The organism is Serratia sp. BNK-4, assembly GCF_048685115.1.
Taxonomy (GTDB): Bacteria; Pseudomonadota; Gammaproteobacteria; order Enterobacterales; family Enterobacteriaceae; genus Serratia; species Serratia bockelmannii.
This window is the reverse complement of the sequence record NZ_JBLQTM010000001.1, coordinates 1,916,282-1,942,464: the sequence shown is the minus strand read 5'-3', so window position 1 is coordinate 1,942,464 and position 26,183 is coordinate 1,916,282. Positions and strand designations below refer to the sequence as shown.

Annotated in this window: 26 protein-coding genes and 1 other annotated feature; of the genes, 10 read left to right on the top strand and 16 right to left on the bottom strand. The window is 58.2% G+C overall.

The window, feature by feature from the left end; all coding sequences use genetic code 11:
• Positions 1–2 precede the first annotated feature (2 nt).
• The 9 genes from pheT to ACMGGW_RS09445 form a co-directional block, all read right to left on the bottom strand.
• Complete coding sequence (gene pheT, locus ACMGGW_RS09485) at positions 3–2,390, bottom strand: phenylalanine--tRNA ligase subunit beta (protein ID WP_197831941.1); 2,388 nt, start codon at positions 2,388–2,390, stop codon at positions 3–5.
• Positions 2,391–2,404: 14 nt separating this feature from the next.
• Positions 2,405–3,388, bottom strand: coding sequence for a phenylalanine--tRNA ligase subunit alpha (pheS, locus tag ACMGGW_RS09480; RefSeq protein WP_043143373.1), 984 nt, complete (start codon positions 3,386–3,388; stop codon positions 2,405–2,407).
• Between the two features lie 187 nt (positions 3,389–3,575).
• Positions 3,576–3,698: a sequence feature (Phe leader region), on the bottom strand.
• Positions 3,650–3,694: a pheST operon leader peptide PheM gene (gene pheM / locus ACMGGW_RS09475; protein WP_121626058.1), complete on the bottom strand. Its 45-nt coding sequence runs from the start codon at positions 3,692–3,694 to the stop codon at positions 3,650–3,652. It overlaps the preceding feature by 45 nt.
• Positions 3,699–3,811: 113 nt before the next feature.
• Positions 3,812–4,168, bottom strand: coding sequence for a 50S ribosomal protein L20 (gene rplT / locus ACMGGW_RS09470; protein ID WP_004931417.1), 357 nt, complete (start codon positions 4,166–4,168; stop codon positions 3,812–3,814).
• Between the two features lie 43 nt (positions 4,169–4,211).
• Entirely contained in the window at positions 4,212–4,409 is a 198-nt protein-coding gene (rpmI, locus tag ACMGGW_RS09465) for a 50S ribosomal protein L35 (protein ID WP_004931418.1), read from the bottom strand.
• A 98-nt stretch (positions 4,410–4,507) separates the two neighbouring features.
• Positions 4,508–5,059: a translation initiation factor IF-3 gene (gene infC / locus ACMGGW_RS09460; RefSeq protein ID WP_048233542.1), complete on the bottom strand. Its 552-nt coding sequence runs from the start codon at positions 5,057–5,059 to the stop codon at positions 4,508–4,510.
• A 3-nt stretch (positions 5,060–5,062) separates the two neighbouring features.
• Entirely contained in the window at positions 5,063–6,991 is a 1,929-nt protein-coding gene (thrS, locus tag ACMGGW_RS09455) for a threonine--tRNA ligase (protein ID WP_025159696.1), read from the bottom strand.
• A gap of 218 nt (positions 6,992–7,209) precedes the next feature.
• A complete protein-coding gene (locus tag ACMGGW_RS09450; RefSeq protein ID WP_197831940.1) occupies positions 7,210–7,833 on the bottom strand; it encodes a hypothetical protein in 624 nt (207 codons plus the stop codon).
• A gap of 240 nt (positions 7,834–8,073) precedes the next feature.
• On the bottom strand, positions 8,074–9,123 hold the full coding sequence (locus tag ACMGGW_RS09445; RefSeq protein WP_025302615.1) for a YrzE family protein: 1,050 nt from the start codon (positions 9,121–9,123) through the stop codon (positions 8,074–8,076).
• A 223-nt stretch (positions 9,124–9,346) separates the two neighbouring features.
• On the opposite strand from ACMGGW_RS09445, the gene ACMGGW_RS09440 reads away from it, so the two are divergent.
• Together ACMGGW_RS09440 and ACMGGW_RS09435 are read left to right on the top strand one after the other, a co-directional pair.
• Complete coding sequence (locus ACMGGW_RS09440) at positions 9,347–9,574, top strand: hypothetical protein (RefSeq protein WP_025302614.1); 228 nt, start codon at positions 9,347–9,349, stop codon at positions 9,572–9,574.
• Between the two features lie 107 nt (positions 9,575–9,681).
• Positions 9,682–10,368, top strand: a complete 687-nt coding sequence (locus ACMGGW_RS09435; RefSeq protein WP_025302613.1) for a MarC family NAAT transporter — start codon at positions 9,682–9,684, stop codon at positions 10,366–10,368.
• A gap of 36 nt (positions 10,369–10,404) precedes the next feature.
• On the opposite strand, the gene ACMGGW_RS09430 is transcribed toward ACMGGW_RS09435, so the two are convergent.
• The 6 genes from ACMGGW_RS09430 to ACMGGW_RS09405 all read right to left on the bottom strand — a co-directional run bounded on the left by ACMGGW_RS09430 (position 10,405) and on the right by ACMGGW_RS09405 (position 18,062).
• Positions 10,405–11,538: an ABC transporter substrate-binding protein gene (locus ACMGGW_RS09430; protein ID WP_060447251.1), complete on the bottom strand. Its 1,134-nt coding sequence runs from the start codon at positions 11,536–11,538 to the stop codon at positions 10,405–10,407.
• Positions 11,539–11,688: 150 nt separating this feature from the next.
• Positions 11,689–12,972 carry a serine/threonine protein kinase gene (locus ACMGGW_RS09425; RefSeq protein WP_043143391.1) on the bottom strand — a complete coding sequence of 428 codons (1,284 nt, stop codon included), beginning with the start codon at positions 12,970–12,972 and terminating at the stop codon, positions 11,689–11,691.
• 257 nt (positions 12,973–13,229) lie between these two features.
• On the bottom strand, positions 13,230–14,567 hold the full coding sequence (locus ACMGGW_RS09420; protein ID WP_147880685.1) for a c-type cytochrome: 1,338 nt from the start codon (positions 14,565–14,567) through the stop codon (positions 13,230–13,232).
• A gap of 12 nt (positions 14,568–14,579) precedes the next feature.
• Positions 14,580–16,361: a GMC family oxidoreductase gene (locus tag ACMGGW_RS09415; protein ID WP_193402484.1), complete on the bottom strand. Its 1,782-nt coding sequence runs from the start codon at positions 16,359–16,361 to the stop codon at positions 14,580–14,582.
• A gap of 2 nt (positions 16,362–16,363) precedes the next feature.
• The gene (locus ACMGGW_RS09410) at positions 16,364–17,089 is read right to left on the bottom strand and encodes a gluconate 2-dehydrogenase subunit 3 family protein (RefSeq protein ID WP_025302608.1); all 726 of its coding nucleotides are present in this window, start codon (positions 17,087–17,089) and stop codon (positions 16,364–16,366) included.
• A gap of 307 nt (positions 17,090–17,396) precedes the next feature.
• A complete protein-coding gene (locus ACMGGW_RS09405; protein WP_025302607.1) occupies positions 17,397–18,062 on the bottom strand; it encodes a transglycosylase SLT domain-containing protein in 666 nt (221 codons plus the stop codon).
• A 109-nt stretch (positions 18,063–18,171) separates the two neighbouring features.
• Here ACMGGW_RS09405 and ghoS point away from each other — a divergent pair, with 109 nt between their 5' ends.
• From ghoS to ACMGGW_RS09375, 6 genes are all read left to right on the top strand, one after another.
• Positions 18,172–18,471 carry a type V toxin-antitoxin system endoribonuclease antitoxin GhoS gene (gene ghoS, locus ACMGGW_RS09400; RefSeq protein ID WP_025302606.1) on the top strand — a complete coding sequence of 100 codons (300 nt, stop codon included), beginning with the start codon at positions 18,172–18,174 and terminating at the stop codon, positions 18,469–18,471.
• A gap of 131 nt (positions 18,472–18,602) precedes the next feature.
• Positions 18,603–19,547 (top strand): metal ABC transporter substrate-binding protein, encoded by a 945-nt coding sequence (locus ACMGGW_RS09395; RefSeq protein ID WP_025302605.1) that lies wholly within the window; start codon positions 18,603–18,605, stop codon positions 19,545–19,547.
• A complete protein-coding gene (locus ACMGGW_RS09390) occupies positions 19,544–20,434 on the top strand; it encodes a manganese/iron ABC transporter ATP-binding protein (protein ID WP_043143367.1) in 891 nt (296 codons plus the stop codon). Before ACMGGW_RS09395 ends, ACMGGW_RS09390 begins: the two co-directional genes overlap by 4 nt.
• Positions 20,434–21,294, top strand: a complete 861-nt coding sequence (gene yfeC, locus ACMGGW_RS09385; RefSeq protein WP_015377686.1) for an iron/manganese ABC transporter permease subunit YfeC — start codon at positions 20,434–20,436, stop codon at positions 21,292–21,294. Before ACMGGW_RS09390 ends, yfeC begins: the two co-directional genes overlap by 1 nt.
• Positions 21,294–22,148 carry a metal ABC transporter permease gene (locus tag ACMGGW_RS09380; protein WP_025302603.1) on the top strand — a complete coding sequence of 285 codons (855 nt, stop codon included), beginning with the start codon at positions 21,294–21,296 and terminating at the stop codon, positions 22,146–22,148. The genes yfeC and ACMGGW_RS09380 overlap by 1 nt, the downstream gene beginning before the upstream one ends.
• A gap of 237 nt (positions 22,149–22,385) precedes the next feature.
• On the top strand, positions 22,386–23,255 hold the full coding sequence (locus tag ACMGGW_RS09375) for a fructosamine kinase family protein (protein WP_049295465.1): 870 nt from the start codon (positions 22,386–22,388) through the stop codon (positions 23,253–23,255).
• A gap of 35 nt (positions 23,256–23,290) precedes the next feature.
• Here the strand turns inward: ACMGGW_RS09375 and ACMGGW_RS09370 are convergent, their stop codons facing one another.
• Positions 23,291–23,851: a YniB family protein gene (locus tag ACMGGW_RS09370; protein ID WP_167324266.1), complete on the bottom strand. Its 561-nt coding sequence runs from the start codon at positions 23,849–23,851 to the stop codon at positions 23,291–23,293.
• 185 nt (positions 23,852–24,036) lie between these two features.
• Here ACMGGW_RS09370 and ACMGGW_RS09365 point away from each other — a divergent pair, with 185 nt between their 5' ends.
• The gene (locus ACMGGW_RS09365) at positions 24,037–25,317 is read left to right on the top strand and encodes an HdeD family acid-resistance protein (RefSeq protein ID WP_025302600.1); all 1,281 of its coding nucleotides are present in this window, start codon (positions 24,037–24,039) and stop codon (positions 25,315–25,317) included.
• Positions 25,318–25,381: 64 nt separating this feature from the next.
• Positions 25,382–26,047: a hexitol phosphatase HxpB gene (gene hxpB / locus ACMGGW_RS09360; RefSeq protein ID WP_141969181.1), complete on the top strand. Its 666-nt coding sequence runs from the start codon at positions 25,382–25,384 to the stop codon at positions 26,045–26,047.
• Positions 26,048–26,183 lie beyond the last annotated feature (136 nt).

The window sequence follows — 26,183 nt, the reverse complement described above, 5'->3', positions numbered from 1 at the left end:
GTTCAATCCCTCAAGGATGCTTGGAATCGCTGTTTTAGAGCCTCTACGCATTTTGCAACGGTAGCGGCTATCTCCTCTTCTTCCAGTGTACGAGCGGTATCCTGCAATACCAGACTGATAGCCAGGCTCTTGTCACCTTCTGCCACGCCCTTGCCACGGTACACGTCAAACAAGTTTACGCCAACTACCTGATTTGCGCCAACTTTCTTACACTCGGCCAAAATATCTTCTGCGGGGACGTTTTCAGCCACCACAACAGCGATATCACGGCGGTTTGCCGGGAAGCGCGAAATCTCCCGCGCCTGAGGCACGGCGCGGCTCGCAAGCTTGTTCCACTCCAGTTCAAACACCACGGTGCGGCCGTTAAGATCCAGTTTACGTTCAAGTTCCGGGTGAACCACACCGATGAAACCAACGCGTTCGCCGTGCAAATAAATCGCCGCACTTTGCCCTGGATGCAGGGCCGGATTGGCTTCCGCCCGGAACTGAATTTCGGATAATTTACCGGTCAGCTCGAGGACAGACTCCAGATCCCCTTTTAAATCATAGAAGTCGACGGGCTTGCGCGCCAGATCCCAATGTTCATCGTGCGTATGGCCGGCGATCACGCCTGCCAGCATGACGTCCTGACGGATACCCAGATTTGCCGCACTATCAGGCACAAAGCGCAGGCCGCTTTCGAACAGGCGCAGACGCGTCTGCTGGCGGTTCTGGTTGTACACTACCGCGGACAGCAGGCCGGTCCACAGCGACAGACGCATGGCCGACATTTCGACCGAAATCGGGCTCGGCAGGATCAGCGCTTCTTCATTCGGATGCAGCAACGCCTGCACTTTCGGATCGACGAAGCTATAGGTGATCGCTTCCTGATAACCGTGATCGACCAGCATGGTCTTCACGCGCTTGAGCGTCAGATCGGCTTCGCGATGCTGGGTCATCACCAGATCGGCACGCACCGGCACATCCGGGATGTTGTCGTAGCCGTAAACGCGCGCCACTTCTTCCACCAGATCCTCTTCGATCTCCATATCGAAACGCCAGCTCGGCGCGATCGCTTGCCAGCTGTCGCCCTGCTCGGTCACCTGACAACCCAGGCGGCGCAGAATGTCGCTGACCTGCTCGCTCGGCACCACGTGGCCGATCAGGCGATCCAACTTCTCGCGGCGCAGCGTGATGGTGGCGCGCTTCGGCAATTCGTTTTCATCGGTCACGTCAATAACCGGGCCGGCCTGGCCGCCACAGATGTCGAGCAGCAGGCGCGTGGCGCGCTCCATCGCTTTGTACTGCAGCGCCGGATCGACACCGCGCTCATAGCGATGAGAAGCATCGGTGTGCAGGCCGTGACGGCGTGCACGGCCGGTGATCGATAGCGGGCTGAAGAAAGCGCACTCCAGCAGCACGTCCTGGGTTTCCCCGTTGACGCCGGAATGCTCGCCGCCGAAGATGCCGCCCATCGCCAACGCTTTTTGATGATCGGCGATCACTAAGGTGTCGGCGTTCAGTTTGGCTTCGTTACCGTCCAGCAGCGTCAAGGTTTCCCCTTCTTCCGCCATGCGCACCACGATGCCGCCGTCGATGCGGCTCAGATCGAAGGCGTGCATCGGCTGGCCAAGTTCCAACAGCACATAGTTGGTGACGTCGACGACGGCATCGATAGAACGGATACCGCAACGACGCAGTTTTTCACGCATCCACAGCGGGCTTGGCGCCTTGACGTCGATGCCTTTCACCACGCGGCCCAGATAACGCGGGCACGCCTGCGGCGCGTCAACGCGGATCGGCAGCGTGGCGTCGATAGTGGCAGCCACCGGGCTCATATCCGGCTCGGTCAGCGCAACCTGGTTCAGTACGCCCACGTCACGCGCAACGCCGATGATGCCCAGGCAGTCGGCGCGGTTCGGTGTGACGCTGATCTCGATGGTGCTGTCGTTCAGTTTCAGATAGTCGCGGATGTCGGTGCCGATCGGCGCATCCAGCGGCAGCTCAATGATGCCGTCATGATCGTCGGAAATGCCCAGCTCGGAGAATGAGCACAGCATGCCTTCCGAAGGCTCGCCGCGCAGCTTGGCGGCCTTGATTTTGAAGTCGCCCGGCAGCACCGCGCCCACGGTGGCAACCGCCACTTTCAGGCCGGTACGGCAGTTCGGCGCACCGCAGACGATGTCGAGCAAGCGATCGCCGCCCACGTTAACTTTAGTGACGCGCAGTTTATCGGCGTTCGGGTGCTGACCGCACTCGACCACTTCACCCACCACGACGCCGTTAAACGCGCCGGCAACCGGATCCACGCCGTCCACTTCCAAACCGGCCATGGTGATTTGATCGGATAATGCTTCGCTGCTGATGGCCGGGTTTACCCACTCGCGCAACCAGAGTTCACTGAATTTCATGTGATATTCCCGCCTTACTTAAACTGTTTGAGGAAACGCAGATCGTTTTCGAAGAATGCGCGCAGGTCGGTGACGCCGTAACGCAGCATCGTCAGGCGCTCCATGCCCATACCGAAGGCGAAGCCGGAGTAAACTTCCGGATCGATGCCCACGTTGCGCAGCACGTTCGGATGCACCATGCCGCAGCCCAGCACTTCCAGCCATTTGCCGTTCTTGCCCATCACGTCCACTTCAGCGGACGGTTCGGTGAACGGGAAGTAGGACGGACGGAAACGAACCTGCAGGTCTTCTTCAAAGAAGTTATTCAGGAAATCGTGCAGCGTGCCCTTCAAGTTGGTGAAGCTGATGTCTTTATCGACGATCAGCCCTTCCATCTGGTGGAACATCGGGGTGTGGGTCTGATCGTAGTCATTACGATAAACGCGGCCCGGCGCAATGATGCGGATCGGCGGCTGCTGGTTCTTCATGGTGCGGATCTGCACGCCGGAGGTCTGAGTGCGCAGCAGGCGCGTGGCGTCGAACCAGAAGGTATCGTGGTCGGCGCGCGCCGGGTGATGCCCTGGAATATTCAGCGCGTCGAAGTTATGGTAATCGTCTTCAATCTCCGGGCCGGTGGCAACGGAGAAGCCCAGCTCGCCGAAGAAGGTTTCGATACGGTCGATGGTGCGGGTCACCGGATGCAAACCGCCGTTTTCCATGCGACGGCCCGGCAGGGAGACGTCGATGGTTTCAGCCGCCAGGCGCGCGTTCAGCGCGGCGCTTTCCAGCGCGTTCTTGCGCGCGTTCAGGGCGTCTTGCACCTCTTGCTTGGCCTGGTTGATCACCGCGCCGGCCGCCGGGCGGTCTTCCGCCGGTACGTCGCGCAGAGACTGCATCTGCAAGGTGAAATGACCTTTCTTGCCAAAATATTCGACGCGTACCAAATCTAACGCGGCAACATCCTGGGCATCTTCTACGGCTGCCTTGGCACTGGCAACCAGCTCTGCGAGATGTGGCATTGCTTTCCTCTTCCTCTGGCCGGGATGGCCCTAAGTAATTGTTATCTATTATTCGAACACGCCTTTGAGCAATCTTCAAAGACTTTTCAATGCGTTGTCGGCCGGATGGCTCACCTGCGCGGCACAGGGCCGGCTGAGTACCCGCCGTTCTCACCGCAACGCTTTGCAAGGCGAGCCGATGGCCAAAAACAAAAAAGCCTCCACGAGGGAGGCTTAGGCGCTACTTTTCGTTTCTTTTCTTACGCGCAAAGCCTCCTGAAATCAGGCGCTAAAGTAAAAAAAGAAACGAAAAATAGCTGCGTGCATGATTGCGGTACCTTGTCGATGATTGACCACCAGTGATATAGCGGCGGGCAATGAAAGTCAATATTTGTCGCTGAAAACAAAGATTAAAAGAGGGAGCAAGCTCCCTCTTCTACTGACTTACGCCAGAGCTGCTTTCGCTTTCTCAACCAGTGCGCCGAAGGCCACTTTGTCGAAGACTGCGATGTCAGCCAGGATCTTACGGTCAATTTCGATCGACGCTTTTTTCAAGCCGTTGATGAACTTGCTGTAAGACAGACCGTTCTGACGAGCAGCTGCGTTGATACGTGCAATCCACAGCTGACGGAACTGACGCTTACGTTGACGACGGTCACGGTAAGCATACTGGCCTGCTTTGATTACTGCCTGGAAGGCAACACGATATACGCGCGAACGGGCACCGTAGTAACCTTTCGCCTGCTTCATAATTTTCTTGTGACGTGCGCGTGCAATTACACCACGTTTTACGCGAGCCATATGCTCTCTCCTAAAGTCTTATTCTAAATTCAAAAAAAATGGCTTATGCGTACGGCAGGCACGCGGTAACCAGGACCAGATCGTTTTTAGACACCATGCCTTTCGGACGCAGGTGACGTTTACGCTTGGTTGCTTTTTTGGTCAGAATATGACGCAGGTTGGCATGTTTACGCTTAAAACCACCGCTGCCGGTTTTTTTGAAGCGCTTGGCTGCACCACGTACAGTTTTAATCTTTGGCATTTTAATTAAATCCACTTCGCATTGTTAAACAACGAATCAGTTGGGCGAATAAAACCCACACAGCGCAAGCGCCGCGCGGGTTCCATTACTTGTAAGCCTTACTGTTTCTTCTTAGGAGCGAGCACCATAATCATCTGGCGGCCTTCGATCTTCGTAGGGAAGGATTCGACCACTGCCAGATCCATATCTTCACACAGGTCTTTACGGACGCGGTTAAGCACTTCCATACCGATCTGCTGGTGCGCCATCTCACGCCCACGGAAACGCAGGGTGATTTTGGCTTTATCGCCATCTTCCAGAAAGCGAATCAGGTTGCGTAGTTTGACCTGATAGTCGCCATCATCGGTGCCAGGACGGAATTTGATTTCCTTAACCTGGATAACTTTTTGCTTCTTCTTCTGTTCTTTCGTCGACTTGCTCTTCTCGTAGAGGAATTTGCCGTAATCCATGATTCGGCAAACTGGCGGTTCGGCATTTGGGCTGATTTCTACTAAATCAACGCCCGCTTCCTCAGCTTTTTCAAGAGCTTCATTCAGACTGACAATACCAATCTGCTCGCCATCGACGCCGGTTAGGCGAACTTCTTGCGCGCGAATTTCTCTGTTAATGCGATTAGGACGCGCCGGTTGAACTCGTTTTCCGCCTTTAATACTTTATTCCTCCAGTTGATGAAGACTACGGCTGCGAATCTCTTTCAGCAGCTTGTCTACGACTTCGTTTACGTCCAGGCTTCCCAAGTCTTTGCCACGGCGGGTACGAACGGCAACTTTGCCTGCTTCGACCTCTTTGTCACCGCACACCAACATGTAAGGGACTCGACGTAAAGTATGTTCGCGAATTTTAAAGCCAATCTTCTCATTTCTCAAGTCCGCTTTCACGCGAATACCTGCATCCTGCAGTTTTTTGGTCAATTGCTGGACGTAATCAGACTGGCTATCGGTGATATTCATCACCACCACCTGCACCGGAGCGATCCAGGTCGGGTAGAACCCGGCGTATTCTTCGGTAAGGATACCGATGAAACGTTCCATGGAGCCCAAAATGGCGCGGTGAATCATTACCGGCACGACGCGATCGTTGTTTTCGCCAACGTACGATGCGCCTAAACGGCCCGGCAAGAAGAAATCGAGCTGCACGGTACCACATTGCCATGCGCGATCCAAACAATCATGCAGGGTAAATTCAATTTTCGGTCCGTAGAAGGCGCCCTCACCCGGCTGATATTCAAACGGAATGCCGTTCTCGGTCAGCGCGGCGGCCAGGTCTTCTTCCGCACGGGTCCACATGTCGTCGGTGCCGATGCGTTTTTCCGGACGCGTGGACAGCTTGACGGCAATCTTGTCGAAGCCGAAAGTGCCGTACACGTCATACACCATGCGGATACATTCGTTCACTTCGGCGCGCACCTGCTCTTCGGTACAGAAGATGTGGGCGTCATCCTGCGTGAAGCCGCGCACGCGCATCAAGCCGTGCAGTGAACCCGAAGGCTCGTTGCGGTGGCAGCTGCCGAATTCCCCCATGCGCAGCGGCAAATCACGGTACGACTTCAGGCCCTGGTTGAAGATCTGCACGTGACCCGGGCAGTTCATCGGCTTGATGCAGTATTCGCGGTTTTCCGACGCGGTGGTGAACATGGCGTCTTTGTAGTTTTCCCAGTGGCCGGTTTTTTCCCACAGCACGCGGTCCATCATGAACGGACCTTTCACTTCCTGGTACTGATACTCTTTGAGCTTCATGCGCACGAAGGCTTCCAGCTCGCGGAAGATAGTCCAACCGTCGTTGTGCCAGAACACCATACCCGGCGCTTCTTCCTGCATGTGATACAGGTCGAGCTGTTTGCCGATCTTGCGGTGATCGCGCTTGGCCGCTTCTTCCAGACGCTGCAGGTAGGCGTTCAGCTGCTTCTTGTCTGCCCAGGCGGTACCGTAGATACGCTGCAGCATTTTGTTTTTGCTGTCGCCACGCCAGTAAGCGCCGGAGGTTTTCTGCAGTTTGAAATGGTGGCAGAAACGCATGTTCGGCACGTGCGGGCCGCGGCACATGTCGACGTATTCTTCGTGGTGATACAGGCCCGGACGATCGTCATGGCTGATGTTCTCATCCAGGATCGCCACTTTATAGATTTCGCCGCGCTCAGCGAAAGTGTCACGGGCTTCTTGCCAGCTGACCTTCTTCTTGATGACGTCGTAATCCTTATCGGCCAACTCGTGCATCCGCTTTTCCAGCAGATCCAGGTCTTCCTGCGTCAGGGTGCGGTCGATGTCCACGTCATAATAAAAACCGTTGTCGATCACCGGACCGATCGCCATTTTGGTATCCGGCCACAGCTGCTTGATCGCATGACCCAGCAGGTGCGCGCAGGAGTGGCGCATGATTTCCAGACCGTCTTCATCTTTGATGGTGATGATGGCCAGCTGCGCATCTGATTCGATCAGATCGCCGGCGTCAACCAGCTCGCCGTTGACGCGGCCGGCGATACAGGCTTTCGCCAGGCCAGGGCCGATATCGCGCGCGACATCCATCGGGGAAACGGGGTGGTCGAAATGACGCTGACTTCCGTCAGGAAGGGTAATAACAGGCATTAATAATTCCTTATCTACAGTGGTGACCCACACGACAGATCACATGCAGTACGAAAATTGGATTTTGGGTTTGGTCAGCCAGGTTTCAGATCTCGCCCACAATTGCCAGATTGAAACCTCACTGGGTATACAGAATGGAACGCATACCTTCTCAGCCGCATTCGGCTAAGCGAATAGTATCACTAAAATTGTTCCGGATAAATAAAGTGCCACCGCCCTCACACTTTCGCCTCATTCGATGCCAAAACGCCTTTCAGATAGCTGAGGGTAGCCAACAGACACAGGCCGTAGCCCAACAGTTCGCACCCCTCTTCCACCATGTTTTTCACCACTCGGTTGTAGCCGTCCAGCATCAGCGTTTGCCACAGCGCGCTCATGCCGAACAGGCGTGAAAAAACCAGAATGCACAGCAGGCCGGCGCACATCATGCCGTAGCCAGGGTGCGACACGACATAGGCCAGACCGCGCACCGTGGCCGCAATATGCCGTGCCGCATGCCACAGGCAGGCCAAGGCGACCGCCAGTGCGAACCACACCCAGGCGCCATGCCACAACGCATCGAACGCGAAGTCCATCTCGCGGATCAGCATGCAGAGAAAGAAGCCGCCAACCAGCAGCCAGGCGGAACGCCGTTCAGCCTGTCGCCGGGCCGCGGCGAAAAAACCGCCGGAGATGGCGAGCAGCAACAGTTCCTGTGCCGCTTCGGTCAGCGAGGTTTCATGAACGAAGTTATGCAGCCAGTGCACATCGATAAACACCAGGCCGACCAATGCCGCCATGAAGGCGGCGGAAAGCGCGAATGCGCCGATTTTCCCCAGTAAAAGATGCAGTTCTTGTTTCATAATCACACTCATTATTATTTACAGCGCATCTATGGTATCCACCTGTTCTCAGGGATCGTGGCAATTGGTGCCTAATGCCCTGAGCCACGCGAAAGGTGGTCGTTAATTACGCCGAAACAATAAAAAAACCCCGGCACCTGGGCCGGGGTGGGGCCAGTCTTTCCTGGCTGTCACTTCATCGTCGTCAGTATTCCAGGCTCTCATCCCTCTATCATCGAGACGCGCAAAGGAGCCCGAAGATTACGCCTGCGCAGGTGATACCGCGATACGGCGGGCATTGGTGTTAACGCCCCACAAGCCTGCCAACGCACTGACCACTGCGCCAATCAACAGCGCAAAGAATGACCATAATGCGGCCCGCGACAATTCGTCTGCAGCAGCGGCAGCCTGTTCGCGCGCCTTCTGTTTCAGCTCCACATACTCCTGTTTTGCCTGATTGATTTTTGCTTCGGCGTCATCCAAACGCTGATTAACCAGCTGTGCAGTTTTATTTTTGGCTTCGACCAAATTCTTCACCGTCTGGTCCACTTCCTGCGGCGTCATATCGGTATTTTCTGCCAAGGCCTTTTTCAGGGCGTCTTGATCCACATCTTGCGAGATGACCTCACCCTGTTTTTTAAGCTTGGCGACCAGTTGATTAATAATGGCGTCGCTATTGTCAGGCTGAAGTGCCAGGGCTTTTACTGCGTCCGCCAAATCAGTTTTGGCCGCATTCAACTGCTGTTGCATGAATTCAGGCTGCAATGACGGGATACCGCTTTTTTTAAGCGCCGTAACCACATCGCCTTGCAGCTGTTCAGGTTCCAAGGTTGTGTCAATGCCCAACTTGTCAAACACTTTACCGCCGGCGTCCGCCAATCCGGATGCCCCTTTGCCAATCGCTGAACCGGCGCCGGAGAGCAAGCTGCCGGAGGTCGAAGCGATAGCGCCCAGCGCATTGCCGGTCGCCTTCACTGCAGACCCGACCAGCATCCCACCCAGCACCGCCGCCACAATCAGTGACGTAGCCCAGACCAGGAAGCCATGAATAAGTCCGTCATTAGCAGCCAAACGCCCAGCAATAAAAGCGCCGGCGGCCAAACTAATAATGATTGAAACAGCGGACCAAATCACTACGGTGGTACCGGCGCCGTTTATCGGATCGTCTGATGTCGGATCCACGATGGAGAATCCAAGACTGGTGCCTAACGTCGACAGCAGCAGTGAAACAGCCAATACGGTGATCACGCCGCCGATGACGCTGCCCCAGGAGATTTTTTTCGCCGCTACCCATTCTTTTGCCACTTCCATAGTAAAACTCCTTTTAAGTTTTCGATTATAAAGAAATGCCAGAAAGCCTTACCATTATAGACTCGCTTCATCAATCAGGCGGTTAAAGGGTGAAAACAGTTAAAAATAATTAATGATAATAACATCAAGAGTGCGTCTACTCTCAGCGGCGATACGCTGACAGACCGTCTTAGCATCACTATTCTTACGCTATCCACCAGTGAACAGGGTCTTAGCGCAAAACATGAACCGGTTACTCGCAGCCCTCATCGTGGCGTGCGCGGCATTGGCGACGTTATATGGGCTGGTGCATTTTGGCGCACGTTCGGTGCCGCGCGCGATTGCGGTCAACGAGGCGCCGCTGGGGTGTGAGGATGAACCTGAGCTCGCCGGCGAGTGCGGCGATGACGATGAGGCTCCCGCCGACGAATTTCGCCGGCCGGCGACGCTGAACGCCCGGGCCGACGGTTAATTAACGTTACGAGCTATCCCCATTGCCGCCAGGCGTACGGCAGGCTAGGCTGTTCAGCTCATGGGCCGCCGTTTGGCGGCTTGAACGTTGCACAGGGAGTCTATTTTATGACGGGTATTTTGCAGTTATTCCAGGCCATCGGACTGGGTTTGGTGCTGCTGTTGCCGCTGGCCAACCCGCTGACCACGGTGGCGTTGCTGCTCGGGTTGTCCGGCAATATGACGCGCGAAGAGCGTAATCAGCAGTCGCTGATGGCCTCGGTTTATGTGTTCTGCATCATGACGGTGGCGTTTTACGCCGGGCAGGTGGTGATGAACACCTTCGGCATTTCGATCCCCGGCCTGCGCATCGCCGGCGGCCTGATCGTCGCCTTCATCGGTTTTCGCATGCTGTTCCCGCAGCAGAGCCCCGAAGACGCGCCGGAGGTGGAGAGCAAGTCGCACGAGCTGCGCCACAAAACGTCGGCCAACATCGCCTTCGTGCCGCTGGCCATGCCGAGCACCGCCGGGCCGGGCACCATCGCGATGATCATCAGCTCGGCATCGAGCGTCAAAGCGAACTCGCTGGGCTTTGAACCCTGGGTGTTGGCCGTGGCGCCGGTCGCCATCTTCCTGACGGTCGCGGTGATCCTGTGGGCCTGCCTGCTCAGTTCCGGCGCCATCATGCGGTTGGTGGGGAAAAGCGGCATCGAGGCGATCTCGCGCCTGATGGGGTTCCTGCTGGTGTGCATGGGCGTTCAGTTCATCATCAACGGCGTGCTGGAGATCATCTCCACCTATACACCGACCGCCTGATCATACAAAACGGGCGCGACATCGCGCCCGTTGCCGTTATTTCCCCGCCGGCGCCTGCGCGCCCAAAATGCCCTTGCCTTCCGGCACTTCGGTAAAGCGACTGAGGATCTCGCTGTAGGTCTTGGCCGGATCCAAATCCGGGAACTGCGCCGGATAGATAAACTTCGCCAGATACTCCAGCCCGACGATGTTGTACGGGTGGTTGTAGAAGTTATGGTAGATGCCGTAGAACCGCCCTTCCTTCACCGCCGACACCTGCGAGAACCCTGGGCGCTGCTTCATGCGGTTGAAGGCCTCATCCACCTGCTGCTGCGTCACGCCATAGCCGAACGGCACCGCGGCATTGGTCTTGCTGGCCCACTGCGAGCCGGAAACGATATACGCATCCGGTTTCATACTGATCACTTTTTCCAGCGCCACGTCGCCGGTCGCACCCGGCAGCAGCGCAGAACCGATGTTACGCGCGCCGACCGCCTCGACCAGTGCCCCCCAGCCGACGTGCGCATGGGTGAAGCAGCAAGATTCCAGGCCATTCAGGCCGGCCTTGGCTTCGAAGAACACCAACGGTTTGGGTTCCACCGACTGCGTTTTGGCCAGAATGGCCTGATAATGCTGCTGATAATAATCGGTATATTGCTTGGCTTCGCTTTCACGGTTGAGGGTTTCCCCCAACAGCGTCACGCTTTTCGGCGTGTTTTCCACCGGCTTGAGCATAGTATCGATAAACAGCACCGGCACGTTCAGCGCCTTCAGCTTATCCAGCACGCCGGTTTGGCTCAGCGAAGGCTTGGAGCGCAGCTGGGCGATCATCAGATCGGGGCGCTTGGCGATCACGCTCTCCAGATTCACCTCGCCTTTATCGCTGAATCCCATGTCGATGATGTTTTTCGCCGCCGGCCATTTGCTCTGCAAGATTTCCCAGGTCGCCGCGTCGCTTTTCTTCAGCAGGTTATTCCAGGCCACCAGCCGGCCGAACGGGTTGGCGCGATCGAGCAGCGCCAGCGTGAGAATGTCGCGCCCGTCCTGCACCACGATGCGTTTCGGCTCCTGCGGGAGGGTGACCGTCTGGCCGGAGGTGTCGGTCAGGGTCAACGGATAGGTAGTGGCCATCGCCGGAGAGGCGAGTAAGGCGGCGCAAACCAGCGCCGGCAAAGTGATTCGACGGTGCACGAAAGACTCCTTAGTCATGAATACATTCAGGAAATACTAATGAGAATGGCTTGCATTATCAAAGATAACGCCCAGCATGCCGGCGATTAATTGCAAAGGGATGTGTAAAGGAAGGATAAGAGGCGCGCCGGAGCCGGCGCGCCCAGGGGATCACATCAGGCCGTAGATCAGCGCCGACAGCGCAATCAAGCCCATCACCAGCACGAAGACGTTGCTCGCCGCGCGATATTGGCGCATGGCCGGCACCGCACGCACCGCGTACATCGGCAGGATGAACAGGATCGCCGCAATCAGCGGGCCGCTGATGGTTTCGATGATGTGCAGCGCGCTGGGGTTCCACACCGTCGCCGCCCAGGTGAGCAGGAACAGTGCCACCGCCGAGATGCGGTGCGTCATGCGCGAACTGAGCGGCTTGCCGACCGCGCGCGTGACGCCATCGATCAGGCTGGTCGCCCCTTCCGTCACCCCCAGCGAGGTGCCGAGATAGGATTTAGCCATTGCCAGCATTGCCATCACCGGGCCGAGATAGGCGATCAGCGGGTTGGAAAACTTGTTGGCCAGCGTGGTCAGCACCGTGATGTTCTGATCTTTCGCCTGCTGCATGTCTTCATGGGACAGGCTCAGCACGCAGCTGAACACGAAAAACAGCACGGTAACGCAGATCAGCACATAGCTGTAGCGCATGATGCGCGCGCAGCGGCGCTCCGCCTTGTCGCCATACAGGCTCTTCTGGGTCGAGGCGAAGGAGGAAATGATCGGCGCATGGCTGAAGGAAAACACCATCACCGGCACCGCCAGCCACAGTGAATGCCACAGCCCCGGCGTGTCGAAGCGGGTGGTGGCCAGGCCGTGCACGAAGTTGGCGGTATTCCAGCTCGGCATCAGGTACAGCGAAATACCCATCAGGAACACCAGCAGCGGGAACACCAGCATGCCCATCGCCGCCACGATGCTGTCTTTGCCACGCAGCAGCACCAGATTGAGCACTACGACCACCGCCAGACTCAGCCAGATACGCGGCAGCGGCGCCACGTGGAACTGGTGGATCAGGAAGCTGTCCAGCGCGTTGGTGATCGAAATGCTGTACACCAGCACGATCGGGAAGAACGCCATCAGATACAGCATCATGATGATTTTTCCGGCCAGCACGCCGAAGTGTTCCACTACCACATCGTGAATATTGCCGTCGCGGCTGGAGCCAGAAAGCACGAAGCGGCTGAGCGCGCGGTGCGGCAAATAGGTCAACGGGAAAGCGAACAGCGCCATCAACAGCAGCACCAGCGGGCCGTTCAAACCGGCGTTGATCGGCAAGAACAATGTGCCGGCGCCCACCGCGGTGGCATAAAGACCGAACATCCAGACGGTGTCGGTTTTGTTCCATTTGGCAGGCTGAGCGGCCGTCAGCGTGCCTGAATCGGGAGAAATCGTACTCATGAGACAGTCTACCTTAATCTGCAGCGCCAACGATTGCGCCTAACGGGATATCCTTCTCCGCGAATTTTTTAATAGTAATCAGTGAATTAAAGCGATATTTCATACTTACGCCTGATGAAAGGACGGCAAAGGATAATGAAAAATCCGCTGCGGGTCTATGTTTTATCGGCTGAACGGATGATTTGCGAACAGAAAATGCTGAAAAAACCGGCACGGGCAGGAAAAACTAAGGGCTCCTTGCGGAGCCCTTAAGCGGTTTACTTCTTCGCGTCCGGATGATCCGGCACCTCGGCGCTGCCCATCTCCTTCTCATCGCGGATCATCGAGCGGTCTTTACGCACGTCAGCCACGTCGGAGGCGCTCACCGGTTTGGCGCTGTTGCCCCAGCTGGAGCGGATGAAGTTCACCACGTCCGCCACCTGCTGGTCGTTCAAACGCCAGCCAAACGGCGGCATGGTGATGTTGGACACCGCGCCCTGCACCGCCGGCGTGGTGTTGCCGGTCAGCACGATGTGGATCAGCGAGGTCGCGTCCTCGGTCTGCACCACCGGATTGCCCTTCAGCGACGGGAAGGCGCGCTTGTAGCCCACGCCGTCGGTGCGGTGGCAGGCCGCGCAGTTATCAACATACAGGGCCGCGCCGGGCTTGCTGTCATTCCCGCGCCACAGATCCTTGGCCACGCTGTCTTCGACCGGCGCCGCCTGCTGCTTGCCGTCTTTCGGCGGCAGCGATTTCAGGTAGCGCGCGATGGCGGTCAGATCGTCGTCGCTCAGGTATTGCAGGCTGTGCTCCACGACGTCGCTCATGCCGCCGAACACGATGGCTTTGTCGTTACGGCCGGTTTTCAGGAACTCGGTCAGCTCGGCTTCGCTCCAGCTGCCCAGGCCGTCCTTGCGGTCGCCGCGCAGGCTGGAAGCCACCCACCCATCGATCGGCGCGTTGCTCCCGGACAGGTAGTCGTCGCTTTCGCTGTTGCTCAACGCTTTCTCCTGCATGGTGATGCTGCGCGGGGTATGGCAGGCACCGCAGTGGCCCAGGCCTTCCACCAGGTAGCGGCCGCGCTCAATCACCGGATCGGCCTTGGCGTCAGCGACAAAATCCGCCGGCGACGGCGCGAACATGCCGCGCCAGATGCTCAGCGGCCAGCGCATCGACAGCGGCCACGGGATGTCGGAGTCCTTGTTGGCCTGCTCCACCGGCTGCACGCCGTGCATGAAATAGGCATACATGGCGCGCATGTCGTCCTCTTTCACCAGCGCGAACGACGGGTACGGCATCGCCGGGTACAGGGTGCTGCCGTTTTTGGCTACGCCCTTACGCACCGCGTTGTCGAAATCCTCGAAGCTGTAATCGCCGATGCCGGTTTTCTTGTCCGGCGTAATGTTGGTGGAGTAGATGGTGCCGATCGGCGTCTCCATCGCCAGACCGCCGGCGAAGGTTTTGCCGCTCTTGCCGTCGGTGTGGCAAGCCACGCAGTCGCCGGCGCGCGCCAGGTATTCACCGCGCTTGATCAGCTCGCTGCTGACGGTGGCGTCCTGCGCCCAAACGGAAAAACTCACTGCACTGAGAACCAGTGCCGGTACAAATGCTTTCATCGTTCGCCGTCCTTATGCCTGCACCAATGGGCCTGGGTTTTTCAGATACTGCTCGCGAATGGCGCGGGCAGACCAGTAAGCCAGCGCCGCCACGGTGCCGGTCGGGTTGTAGCCCAGCCCTTGCGGGAAGGCCGATGCGCCGATCGAGAACACGTTGTGCACGTCCCAGCTCTGCAGATAGCGGTTGACCGCGCTGGTCTTCGGATCTTCCCCCATTACCGCGCCGCCGTTCATATGGGTGGTCTGGTAGCTGGTGGTGTCGAAGTGGCTGTTGGCGTTTTTCGGGCTGCCGGCGATCAGTTTCGGGTTCATCGCCTTGGCGATCGGCGCCATCTTGTCGTACATGAACTGCGCCATCTTGATGTCGTTTTCCTGCCAGTCGAACGTCATGCGCAGCAGCGGCTGGCCAAAGATGTTCTTGTAGTTGGGATCGAGATCCAGATAGTTGTTGCGGTACGACTGGTGCGCGCCGTGGGCGTCCATCGAAACGTGGTGGGTGTAGGCATCCGCCACCGCCGCTTTCCATTTGCTGCCCCAGGCCGGGGTGCCCGGAGGCGTCGGCAGGCCGGAGATCGGCTTGGTGCCAGCCTGGTTGACCCAGAACGGCGAACCGCCGACGAAGCCTTCTTTGGCATGGTCGAAGTTATCGGCGTTGAAGTCGTCCACGCCCACGCCGTTGCCGCCGGCGCCGATGAACGGGTTGGTGAACACGTCTTTATCGAAGAACGCCTTGATGGTGGTCATGTTCTGGTAGGCGAAGTTGCGCCCGACCACGCCTTCGCCGGTCACCGGATCGTAAGGCTTGCCGATGCCGGACAGCAGCATCAGGTGCACGTTGTGGAACTGGAACGCGCCCAGGATCACCAGATCGGCCGGCTGTTCAATCTCGCGGCCCTGCGCATCGACGTAGTTCACGCCGGTGGCGCGGGATTTGTCGTCGGTCAGGTTGACCTTCAGCACGTTGGCGTTGGTGCGCAGCTCGAAACGTTTCTCCATGCGCAGCGCCGGCAAGATGTTGACGTTCGGCGAGGCCTTGGAATACATGTAGCAGGCGTAGCCGCTGCAGAAACCGCAGAAGTTGCACGGGCCCATCTGCGCGCCGTACGGGTTGGTGTAAGAGTCCGAGGTGTTGGCGGACGGCAGGTTGTAAGGGTGATAACCCACCTCCAGCGCCGCTTTCTCGAACAGCTGGGCGGAGTAGGTATTTTTCTGCGCCGGCAGCGGGAAGTCGCTGGAACGATCCGCCGCAAAGCGGTTGCCGCCCTTCTGCGCCACTTTCTGCCCTTTGATGGTCCAGGCGGTGCCGGAGGTGCCGAACACTTTCTCCGCTTTATCGAAGAACGGTTCCAGCTCGTCGTAGGTCACGCCGAAGTCCTGGATGGTCATGTCCTTCGGAATGAAGTTTTTGCCGTAGCGCTCTTCATAGTGGCTGCGCATGCGCAGTTCGATCGGATCGACGCGAAAATGCACGCCCGACCAGTGCAGGCCGGCACCGCCAACGCCGGTGCCCGGCAGGAACGCCGCCAGCTGGCGGTAAGGCACCGCGGTCTGGCTGCTGTTGTGGCGAATGGTGACGGTGCTTTTCGACAGATCCTGGAACAGTTTGCGGCGGATGTTATAGGTCAGCTCGTCGATCACCTGCGGATAAGAACCGTCCGGATAGGTGTCGCGCATCGGGCCACGCTCCAACGCCACCACGTTGAGGCCGGCCTCGGTCAGCTCTTTGGCCATGATCGCGCCCACCCAGCCGAAACCGACGATCACCGCATCTACTTTTTTCATTACCGTTGCCATGATCAGCCCCTCTCCCCACGAATCGAGACCGGCGGGAAGGGATAACGCTCCCCTCGCTCAACCCAGTCCATAAAATCGGCGCGCGCGCCCGGAAAATTAATCAGCTTCCAGCCCACCATGTCTTTGTTGCCGCCATGGATAGGATCGCTGAAGAAACCTTCGCGGGTGTTTTGCAACAGATAGGAGAAGAACAGTTTCGACGGCAGCTGCTGGAACTCCGCCTCGCCGGACTCGAACTTTTGCAGCATGGCGTCTTGCTGTGCGCCATCCAGTTCGGCGAAGGGCTTGCCGGCGGTTTTCTTGCTGTAGGCGTCGGCGTCACTGATGCCGAGGTTGTAGATTTGCTTGGGCACCAGCGGCAGCTGATAACCCATCTCCTTCGGCACATCGGGGTTGAATGGCCCCTGCATGTACCAGATGGAGCCGGTGGCGTATGGGGTATTCATCTGGCGATCGATAAACTCCGGCACGCCGGCTTCCAGTGCGCCAGGGCCGCGTTCGTCGGCCGGGATCAGGCGCGCGACGGCGGCCCTGATGAAGGCCCACTCTTCCGGGGTGAAAAAGGTCGGTTGGTAATCGTTCTGCGTTGAAGTGTTCGGGGCCGCGACCGCTGGTGCCGGTGCCGTCAGCGCGCCAACGCCACTGCCACCAATTACCGCCGCAGGAATTAAGGTCATCGATTTCAACAAGAAATCGCGCCGCGAATTGTTGGTTTTATGATTCGACATGTCACATTCCATCCAAAGATAGTCACAACTATTTAACCGCAACCTTGCGATCGATACGGGTTTTTAAAATAATTTGTTACTTATTTGTCTATTTATTGAAGGTCAGAATGCGAGCAAATGCAAAAATGTTACCGGTAACTTATTGAATGAACGTAAAGATTTATCTGCTAACGTAAATTTAACTTTTTGTGCGGTTTTTCTGATAACCGGCGAGGAAATAACGAAAAATGAGAGGTGCGTCGTGCTCTTAAGCGGCGCCATAAACAAAATCGGCCGCGTTCAGCGGCCGATTCGACAAAAGAGAGGGTTACTGCGACATCGCCTGGTAGGCGGTGGTCACCTTCCACAAATAGCGCGGCGCCTGCGGTGCCGGGTGCTTTTTCTGGATGTGCTGATAAAACTCGTCCGGACTCATCTGATTGATGCGATTCACCGCCACACGCTTGTCCGAGGAGAAGGTGCGTAACATGGCACCCGCCCCGTTCACGTACGAAACGATGGTGGCATAACGCAGAGTCTGAGGGTTGTTGATCCCGGCTAGCTGCTGGCTTTGAAGAATATTGATATAGGCCGTTCCCAGATCAATATTGACCGCCGGATCTTTCAGCTCACGCGAGCTGGGTTGCCCGTTTCGTCCTTTCATGCGATAGGCGTCGCGGCCGGCGGTAGAAGCCTTAAGCTGCATCAATCCCACTGCGTTCGAGGTGCTGACCACGTTCGGGTTAAACCCGGACTCCACCTGAATAATCGCTTTAATCAGCGTTTCGTCAACGCCGTAGTTGCTGGCGGCCTGACGAATGTAATCGTTATAAGCAACCGGGGTGCCTGTGCGGTTTACCGGTGCCTGCGGAGGGGGTTTTAACCAACCGCCGCGCGTTGTGCCACTGCCTGAAATATTGCTTGCCGTTTGTGGGTCTTTGGCGCACCCCGACAAAAGCAAAATTGCCGTAAGGCAACCTATTTTTGTTTTCACAGAATCCCTCACTCCTTTCAATGAGTTGCGTAGCATATACAACTTGTAAGGACACCTGCAGTAATTTTTTGGGCTAATCTCAAGCTATCCATATACCAAGAGGTGATTTATGAGTCAATCTGCAACAAACTGCTTTGTGGTGACTTTTCGCTATCAGGAAGCGGGATTAACCGACCTGGCGAAGCTGACCGGGCAATTGACGCGCGAAGGTTTTGTCACGTCGGTGACAGACGAAAATGGCGTTCACCATGAGCTCGGCAGCAACAGTTTCGCGTTCATAACCGTGCTGGATCAAGAGGATGTACTGCGCCTGGCGCAGGGGTTCGGGCAGTTGGCATTGGGAAAACAGCCGGAGGTGACGATATGCGCCTGTGAGGACTACCTTCAGCGGTTACATACTGATACATAAAATGCTATAACTCCCCGGACGGTATTATTTTTTCAGTTGGAGAAATACCCCGCCGGCGGTGGGCAAGTGACGCTTGACTTCGCTTCAATTGATATTGATAATCATTTTCATTTGAACCAGGAGACGTCATCATGCCATTGATAAGTTGCGCTTTTCGTCGCAGTCGCCCTTCCCGCGCTGCCGCACTGTTACGCCCTTTTACGCTCGCCTGCCTACTGCTCGGCACCGCCTTGGTCAGTCAACACGCGCTGGCGGATAAAAAGCTGCGCGTGGTGACGACCTTTACCATCATTCAGGACATTGCCCAGAACGTGGCCGGTGACGCCGCCGTGGTGGAATCCATCACCAAGCCGGGCGCCGAGATCCACGACTATCAACCGACTCCGCGCGACATCGTCAAAGCGCAGCACGCCGACCTGATCCTGTGGAACGGCATGAACCTGGAACGTTGGTTCCAGCGCTTCTTCGAAAACATCAAACAGGTGCCGGCGGCGGTTGTGACCGAAGGCATCACTCCGCTGCCGATCCGCGAAGGGCCGTATAACGGCAACCCGAACCCGCATGCCTGGATGTCGCCAAGCAACGCGCTGGTGTACATCGAGAACATTCGCAAAGCCCTGGTGGAGCACGATCCGGCACATGCGGAAACCTATAACCGCAACGCCAAAGCCTACGCAGAGAAAATCGGCGCACTGGACGCCCCACTGCGCGAACGCCTGGCGCGCATTCCGACCGCACAGCGTTGGCTGGTGACCAGCGAAGGCGCTTTCAGCTACCTGGCGCAGGACTATCAGCTGAAAGAAGTCTATCTGTGGCCGATCAACGCCGATGAGCAAGGTTCGCCGCAGCAGGTGCGCCGGGTAATCGACGCGGTGCGCGCCCACCATATTCCGGTGGTGTTCAGCGAAAGCACCATTTCCGACAAGCCGGCCAAGCAGGTAGCGAAAGAAACCGGCGCCAAATACGGCGGCGTGCTGTACGTGGATTCGCTGTCCACCCGCGACGGCCCGGTGCCGACCTATATCGACCTGCTTAACACCACCGTGCAAACCATCGCCAAAGGATTCGATCAATGACCCATGAACCGTTTGTCCGCCCTGAATTGAACGTGGACGACGTCACCGTGACCTACAACAACGGACACACCGCCATTCACAACGCCAGCTTTACCCTGAGCGGCGGTTCGATCTGCGCACTGGTCGGCGTCAACGGCAGCGGTAAATCGACGTTGTTCAAAAGCATCATGGGCCTGGTCAGGCCCACCAGCGGCCGGGTGTCGCTCAGCGACAAACCGGTAGCGGACGCGCTGAAAAAGAACCTGATCGCCTACGTGCCGCAGACCGAGGACGTCGACTGGAACTTCCCGGTGCTGGTGGAAGACGTGGTGATGATGGGCCGCTACGGCAAGATGAATTTCCTGCGCATTCCGTCGCGAGAGGACCGGTTGCGGGTTGACAAGGCGCTGGAGCGGGTCGGCCTCAGCGAGCTGCGCGGTCGGCAGATCGGCGAGCTGTCCGGCGGCCAGAAAAAGCGCGTGTTTCTGGCGCGCGCGCTGGCGCAACAGGGCACCGTGCTGCTGCTGGATGAACCGTTCACCGGCGTGGATGTGAAAACCGAGAATGCCATTATCGAGCTGCTGCGCGCATTGCGCGACGAGGGGCATCTGATCCTGGTCTCCACCCACAACCTCGGCAGCGTGCCGGAGTTTTGCGATCGGGTGATCCTCATCAACCGCACGGTGCTGGCCGCCGGCCCAACCGAAACCACCTTCACGCAGAGCAACCTGGAGCAGGCATTCGGCGGCGTGCTGCGCCATATCAACCTCTCAGGCCCGGACCTGCACGACGACAACGATCCGCGCACCGTTACGGTGTTGACCGACGATGAGCGCCCGGCGGTGTTCTACGGCCACACCAAGAGCGATCCGCCGGCCAACAGCCAGGCCAGGGAGAAACAATCCTGATGCTGGACCTTCTGCTGCAACCTTTCAGTTATAACTACATGGTGAAAGCCATCTGGGTCAGCGCCATCGTCGGCGCCGCCTGCGCGTTCCTGTCCGCCTATCTGATGCTGAAGGGATGGTCGTTGATGGGCGATGCGCTGTCGCACTCGGTGGTGCCCGGCGTGGCCGGCGCCTACGCCCTCGGCCTGCCCTACGCCGCCGGCGCCTTCTTTACCGGCATGCTGGCGGCGCTGGCGATGACGCTGGTGCGCCACATCACCCGCCTGCGCGAAGACGCCATCATCGGCTTCATCTTCTCCACCTTCTTCGCCGTCGGCCTGCTGATCGTGTCGCTCAACCCCACCTCGGTCAACGTACAGTCGATCATCTTCGGCAATATCCTCGGCATCGCCGACGAAGACGTGCTGCAGGTGGAAATCATCATCGGCGTTTCGCTGCTGATCCTGTGTCTGGTGTGGAAAGACCTGCTGGCGGTGTTCTTCGACGAAAGCCACGCGGTATCGATTGGCCTGTCGCCGCTGAAGCTGAAGATCCTGTTCTTCACCCTGCTCAGCGCCTGCACCGTCGCCGCGCTGCAAACCGTCGGCGCCATTTTGGTGATCGCCATGGTGATCACGCCGGGCGCCACCGCCTATCTGCTGACCGACCGCTTCAGCCGGCTGGTGATCATCGCCATCATCATCGGCGCATTGACCAGCGGCATCGGCGCCTACCTGAGTTTCTTCCTCGATGGCGCCACCGGCGGGGTGATCGTCACCCTGCAAACGCTGGTGTTCCTGGCGGCGTTCTTCTTCGCGCCGAAACACGGCCTGCTGGCGTCCCGGCGCCGTGTGGCGCATTCGCAAACCGGAGGCCGCTGATGGACACCCTGTATCAACTGCTCAGCGAACCCTTCGCCTACCCGTTCATGCAGCGGGCGATCGTCGCCGCCATCGTCACCGGCGTAGTGTGCGCCGTGCTCTCCTGCTATCTGGTGCTCAAAGGCTGGTCGCTGATGGGCGACGCCATCTCGCACGCGGTACTGCCCGGCATCGTGGTGGCGTTCGTGGTCGGCATCCCGCTGGCGATCGGCGCCTTCCTCTCCGGCATCTTTTGCGCGGTGGCCACCGGCTACCTGAAAGAGAACAGCCGGGTGAAAGAAGACACGGTGATGGGCATCGTCTTTTCCGGCATGTTCGCCTTCGGCCTGGTGCTGTTCTCGCGCATCGACACCGACCAACACCTAAGCCACATTCTGTTCGGCAACATGCTGGGCATCACCGACGGCGAGCTCAAGCAAACCCTGCTGATTGCCGGCATCACCCTGGCGGTGGTGTTGCTCAAGCGCAAAGACTTCATGCTGTACTGTTTCGACCCGCACCACGCCCGGGTGATTGGCCTGCCGGTCAAGCTGCTGCACTACGGGCTGCTTTGCCTGCTGGCGATGACCATCGTCGCCTCGCTGCAGGCCGTGGGGGTGATCCTGGTGATCGCCATGCTGATCGCCCCCGGCATCATCGCCTTTATGCTGTGCCGCCGGTTTGATCGCATGCTGATGGTGGCAACGGTGGTGTCGGTGTTCTCTTGCGTGCTCGGCACCCTGATCAGCTTCCACATCGACGGCGCCACCGGGCCCTGTATCGTCATCGTGCAGGCCGTGCTGTTCGTTGTCGCCTTGTTGTACAGCAAGCTGCGCCCGTTACAGGGTAACCAAAACGCCCCGATGGGCAGTTAAACGCCCCTCTGATGCGGCGGTGTGCCCCGCCGCATCCTATTCCTCCGCTGGCTTATTCGTTGTCATCAAGTTGCAATCGGTATTGCGCTTAAATTAATCAATAGGGTATATACTTTGAGCTGGCGAGGCGCTGAAAAAATCGCCGCCTTTGACGCCGGCTGTGCGCCGCGTCGTGTTTTCACCACGGGAAAGACGCTAACCTAATGAATTATCAGGCAGCACAGAGGGGGAAATACCATGTGGCAAGCCGTTAGCCGTCTGTTAAGTGAACATCTTGGCAGCGCAGAGATACGCGAAAGGATTGAACTGCCCGGGGGCGACATTCACCCGGCGTGGCGCGTGAGTTACGGTGACAACGAGGTGTTCGTGAAATGCGACGCCCGTGAACAACTGCCGATATTCACCGCCGAGGCCGATCAGCTGGCGTTGCTGGCGCGCAGCAAAAGCGTGCGGGTACCGGAAGTGTATGGCGTCGGCAGCGATCGCGACTACAGCTTCCTGCTGCTGGAGTATCAGCAGTTGAAACCCCTCGACGCCCACGGCGCCTACTGTCTGGGCCAGCAGTTGGCGCACCTGCATCAGTGGAGCGAGCAACCGCAGTTCGGTCTCGACTTCGACAGCGATCTGACCACTACCCCGCAACCCAACGCCTGGCAGCGCCGCTGGTCGGAGTTTTTCGCCGAACAGCGCATCGGCTGGCAGCTGCAGCTGGCGGCGGAAAAAGGCATGACCTTCGGCGACATCGACGACATTGTCGATCGGGTGTATCTGCGCTTGCAGCACCACCAGCCGCAGCCTTCGCTGCTGCATGGCAACCTGTGGCCGGGCAACTGCGCGATGACCGCCAACGGGCCGATCCTGTTCGATCCGGCCAGCTACTGGGGCGACCGAGAGTGCGACTTGGCGATGCTGCCGCTGCATCCGGAGCTGCCGCCGCAGATCTACGACGGCTATCAGAGCGTGTGGCCGCTGGGGGCCGGATTTATCGAACGCCAGCCGCTGTATCAGCTGTACTACCTGCTCAACCGCAGCAACCTGTTCGGCGGCCAGCATTTGGTGGCTGCCCAACGCGCGGTGGAGGCGCTGCTGCAGCCCGAGGCGTCGTAACGTACCGGGGCGCCGTGCGGCGCCCCGATCATGGTTCAGGCCGCGCCGGCCAACTGCCCCAACAGGCGGATCACGAACCAGGCGATCACCGCAATCACGATAGGCAGGATGTACAGCGGGAAGTATTGCAGGAAGATGGTGTGGTGCGGCAGCGTAATGCGCTCCTCAAGCTGTTGGCGCGTGTGCCCTTCGCTGCCCTTGGCCTGCTCCAGGATCATCTGGTCTTCCAACCCTTCGCGGATGAACTTGACCTGACGCGACATGCGCGCGCCGGAGGCCTGCAGCGCCAGCCCGACGAAGATCATAATATAGATGATGATGAACATCAGATTGGCGCCGCTGAACAGGCTTTTATCCACGTCAGGCACCGGTGAGTTGTACCAGAAAAGGTTCAGGAACGGCGTGTTGAAACGCACCATGTCCACCATCACGTGGACAAAATCCAGCATCACTGCGTTGATGCCCTTGGTTTTTTCACTGTGCTGATAGATAAAGCCCAGCACGGAAATCAGCGTCGACAGCAACGCCGGGATAAAAACCACCCATCCGAGAATGCGTTTCAAAATGGCGAGACGCCCGGCCTGTTGATACGTCATGTGTTCCCCTTGTTAGCGACGTAACCGAATCGGCTAAGTCTACCTGCTGTTGGCGAAACTCGCCCACCGTTTTCTTCACTCCCTCTGTGCTACAAGCTTAGCCGAATTCGTCGAAATCAAAAACTTAACGGCGCCGGCACACTATCATTGAAGGGGTAACGTTATCCATTCGGACAGAGGCCGCCATGATTCGACTGATTATCTTATTGCTGGGCGCCCAGGCGCTGCACGGCCAGCGCCGCCTGCTGGTGCTGTTCGGTTGGCTGTGGATAGCCGCAGGGGCGCTGATGTTGTTCGACATACTGCAGGATGGCCGGTCGGTGCTGGCGCTGGATGCGCTGGCGGTCATCCTGGCGCTGGAGGGGCTGGTGGCGATATCCGCTGCGCTGGTGATCGGCTCTTCGGCCAGCAGGCCGGTGTTGCTGAAGGGATTGGGTTTCGTGTTTATGGCCTTTTTAATGCTGGACGTGCCCGCAGACGATAACATCGTCGCCACCGTGGTGTTTGGCAGCGCGCTGCTGCTTGACGGCGCCGTGCGCATCGCCTCCTCCACGGTGATTCAACACAGTCGATGGAAAGGCGTGGCGCTGGCGGGCGGCGGCGAGATCCTGCTTTCGTTGATGATTTTTGTCGGCTGGCCGGCACCGCATCGGATGACGGTGCCCTTTTGCCTCGGCGTGATGATGGTGCTTTCCGGCTGGGCCTTATTGCGTATCGCCCGGAGACTGACAAGCTTCTCTCTGAATCAGCACCCCGCGCGGCAGCCACCGCACCCGGAGGATGAGACTGCGCCACTCACGGTGTACGTCTGGACACCGATTGGTGCGGCTAAAGATCCACGCCGACGTTACATCGTCGACCGATACATCGCGGCGGTCGACGGCGGCGGCAATATCTCCACCGGTCATGCCGCCCTGGCGCTCGCGCCGGATGTGTATATCAGTCACTACCCGCTCAACGACATCAGCCATTCCGTTCAGGATTTCCGCCAGTTGTTGCATGCCGGCGAGCAGAACAACGTCGACGGGCGTTTCCTGCCCGACCTGCCGGGTGAGATCGCCGCCTGGTGCCCACCGGACAAGAAAATTCAATTCTACCGCTATAACCCGGCGGCGCTGCGCGCATTCTGGCTGCGTTATCGGCAAGACGCCACCTACAATCTGACCCGACGCAACTGTTCCACCACGGTCATCGGCGCGCTCGACAGCGCGTTGGAAGGCGTACTGGGCGATAAACACCTGTGGCGCCGCTTTCTGTTGCTGGTGTTGGATCCCAATCTGTGGATGCTGGCGGTACTGCGCAGCCGCGGCGAAAGCATGACCTGGACGCCGGGTTTGGTGCTGGACTACGCACGCATGTTGCAACAGGTCACCGAGCGTCAACATCAGCGCTGGTGGCTAAAATTGCGCGAGGCGTGGAATATCCTGCGTTTTGGCAAAAGCCAAACGCGCAGGCAAAGGTTTTAGTCTCGTCACCGGCGATGATAAAGTGTCGGGCACATTCACCCGCGCCGGCAGGAGTTAACCGTTAATGGCTTATTCGCAACGCATTGAAACCGCAATTTTTGATATGGACGGCTTGTTGATCGACTCGGAACCGCTGTGGCTGCAGGCCGAGCTGGATATCTTCGGCGCGCTGGGTTTGGATCTGTCCGACCGTCACAAGCTGCCGGACACGCTGGGGTTGCGCATCGATCTGGTGGTGAAGATGTGGTACCAGGCGATGCCGTGGCAAGGGGTTTCGCTCGATGAGGTGTCGGCGCGGATTATCGAGCGCGCCATCGAGCTGGTGCACGAGACGCGCCCGCTGCTGCCGGGCGTTCGGCAGGCGCTGGAGCTGTGCCGCAGTCAGGGGCTGAACATCGGTCTCGCCTCCGCCTCACCGCTGCACATGCAGCAGCAGGTGCTGAAGATGTTCGATCTTGAAGGTTACTTCGATCAATTGGTTTCCGCCGAATACCTGCCGTACAGCAAACCGCACCCCGAGGTCTACCTGATTGCCGCCGAACGTCTGGGCAGCGATCCGCTGCGCTGCATCACGCTGGAAGACTCCTTTAACGGCATGATTGCCACCAAGGCCGCGCGCATGCGTTCCATCGTGATCCCGGCCGCCGAATACCGCCACGATCCGCGTTGGGCGCTGGCGGACCACAAGCTGGACACCCTGGAACAGCTCACCCCCGCCCACTTTGCCTGACCTGCGGCGCCGGCCACCGGCGCCCTGACTTTTCCGTTCTGCGTCATAAAAGGGATCCGTGCCGCAAAACAAACGAAACAGCGTTTCATTATTATTGAATCGGCATGCTGTTGTTATTATGCTGGGTGGCAGGGAA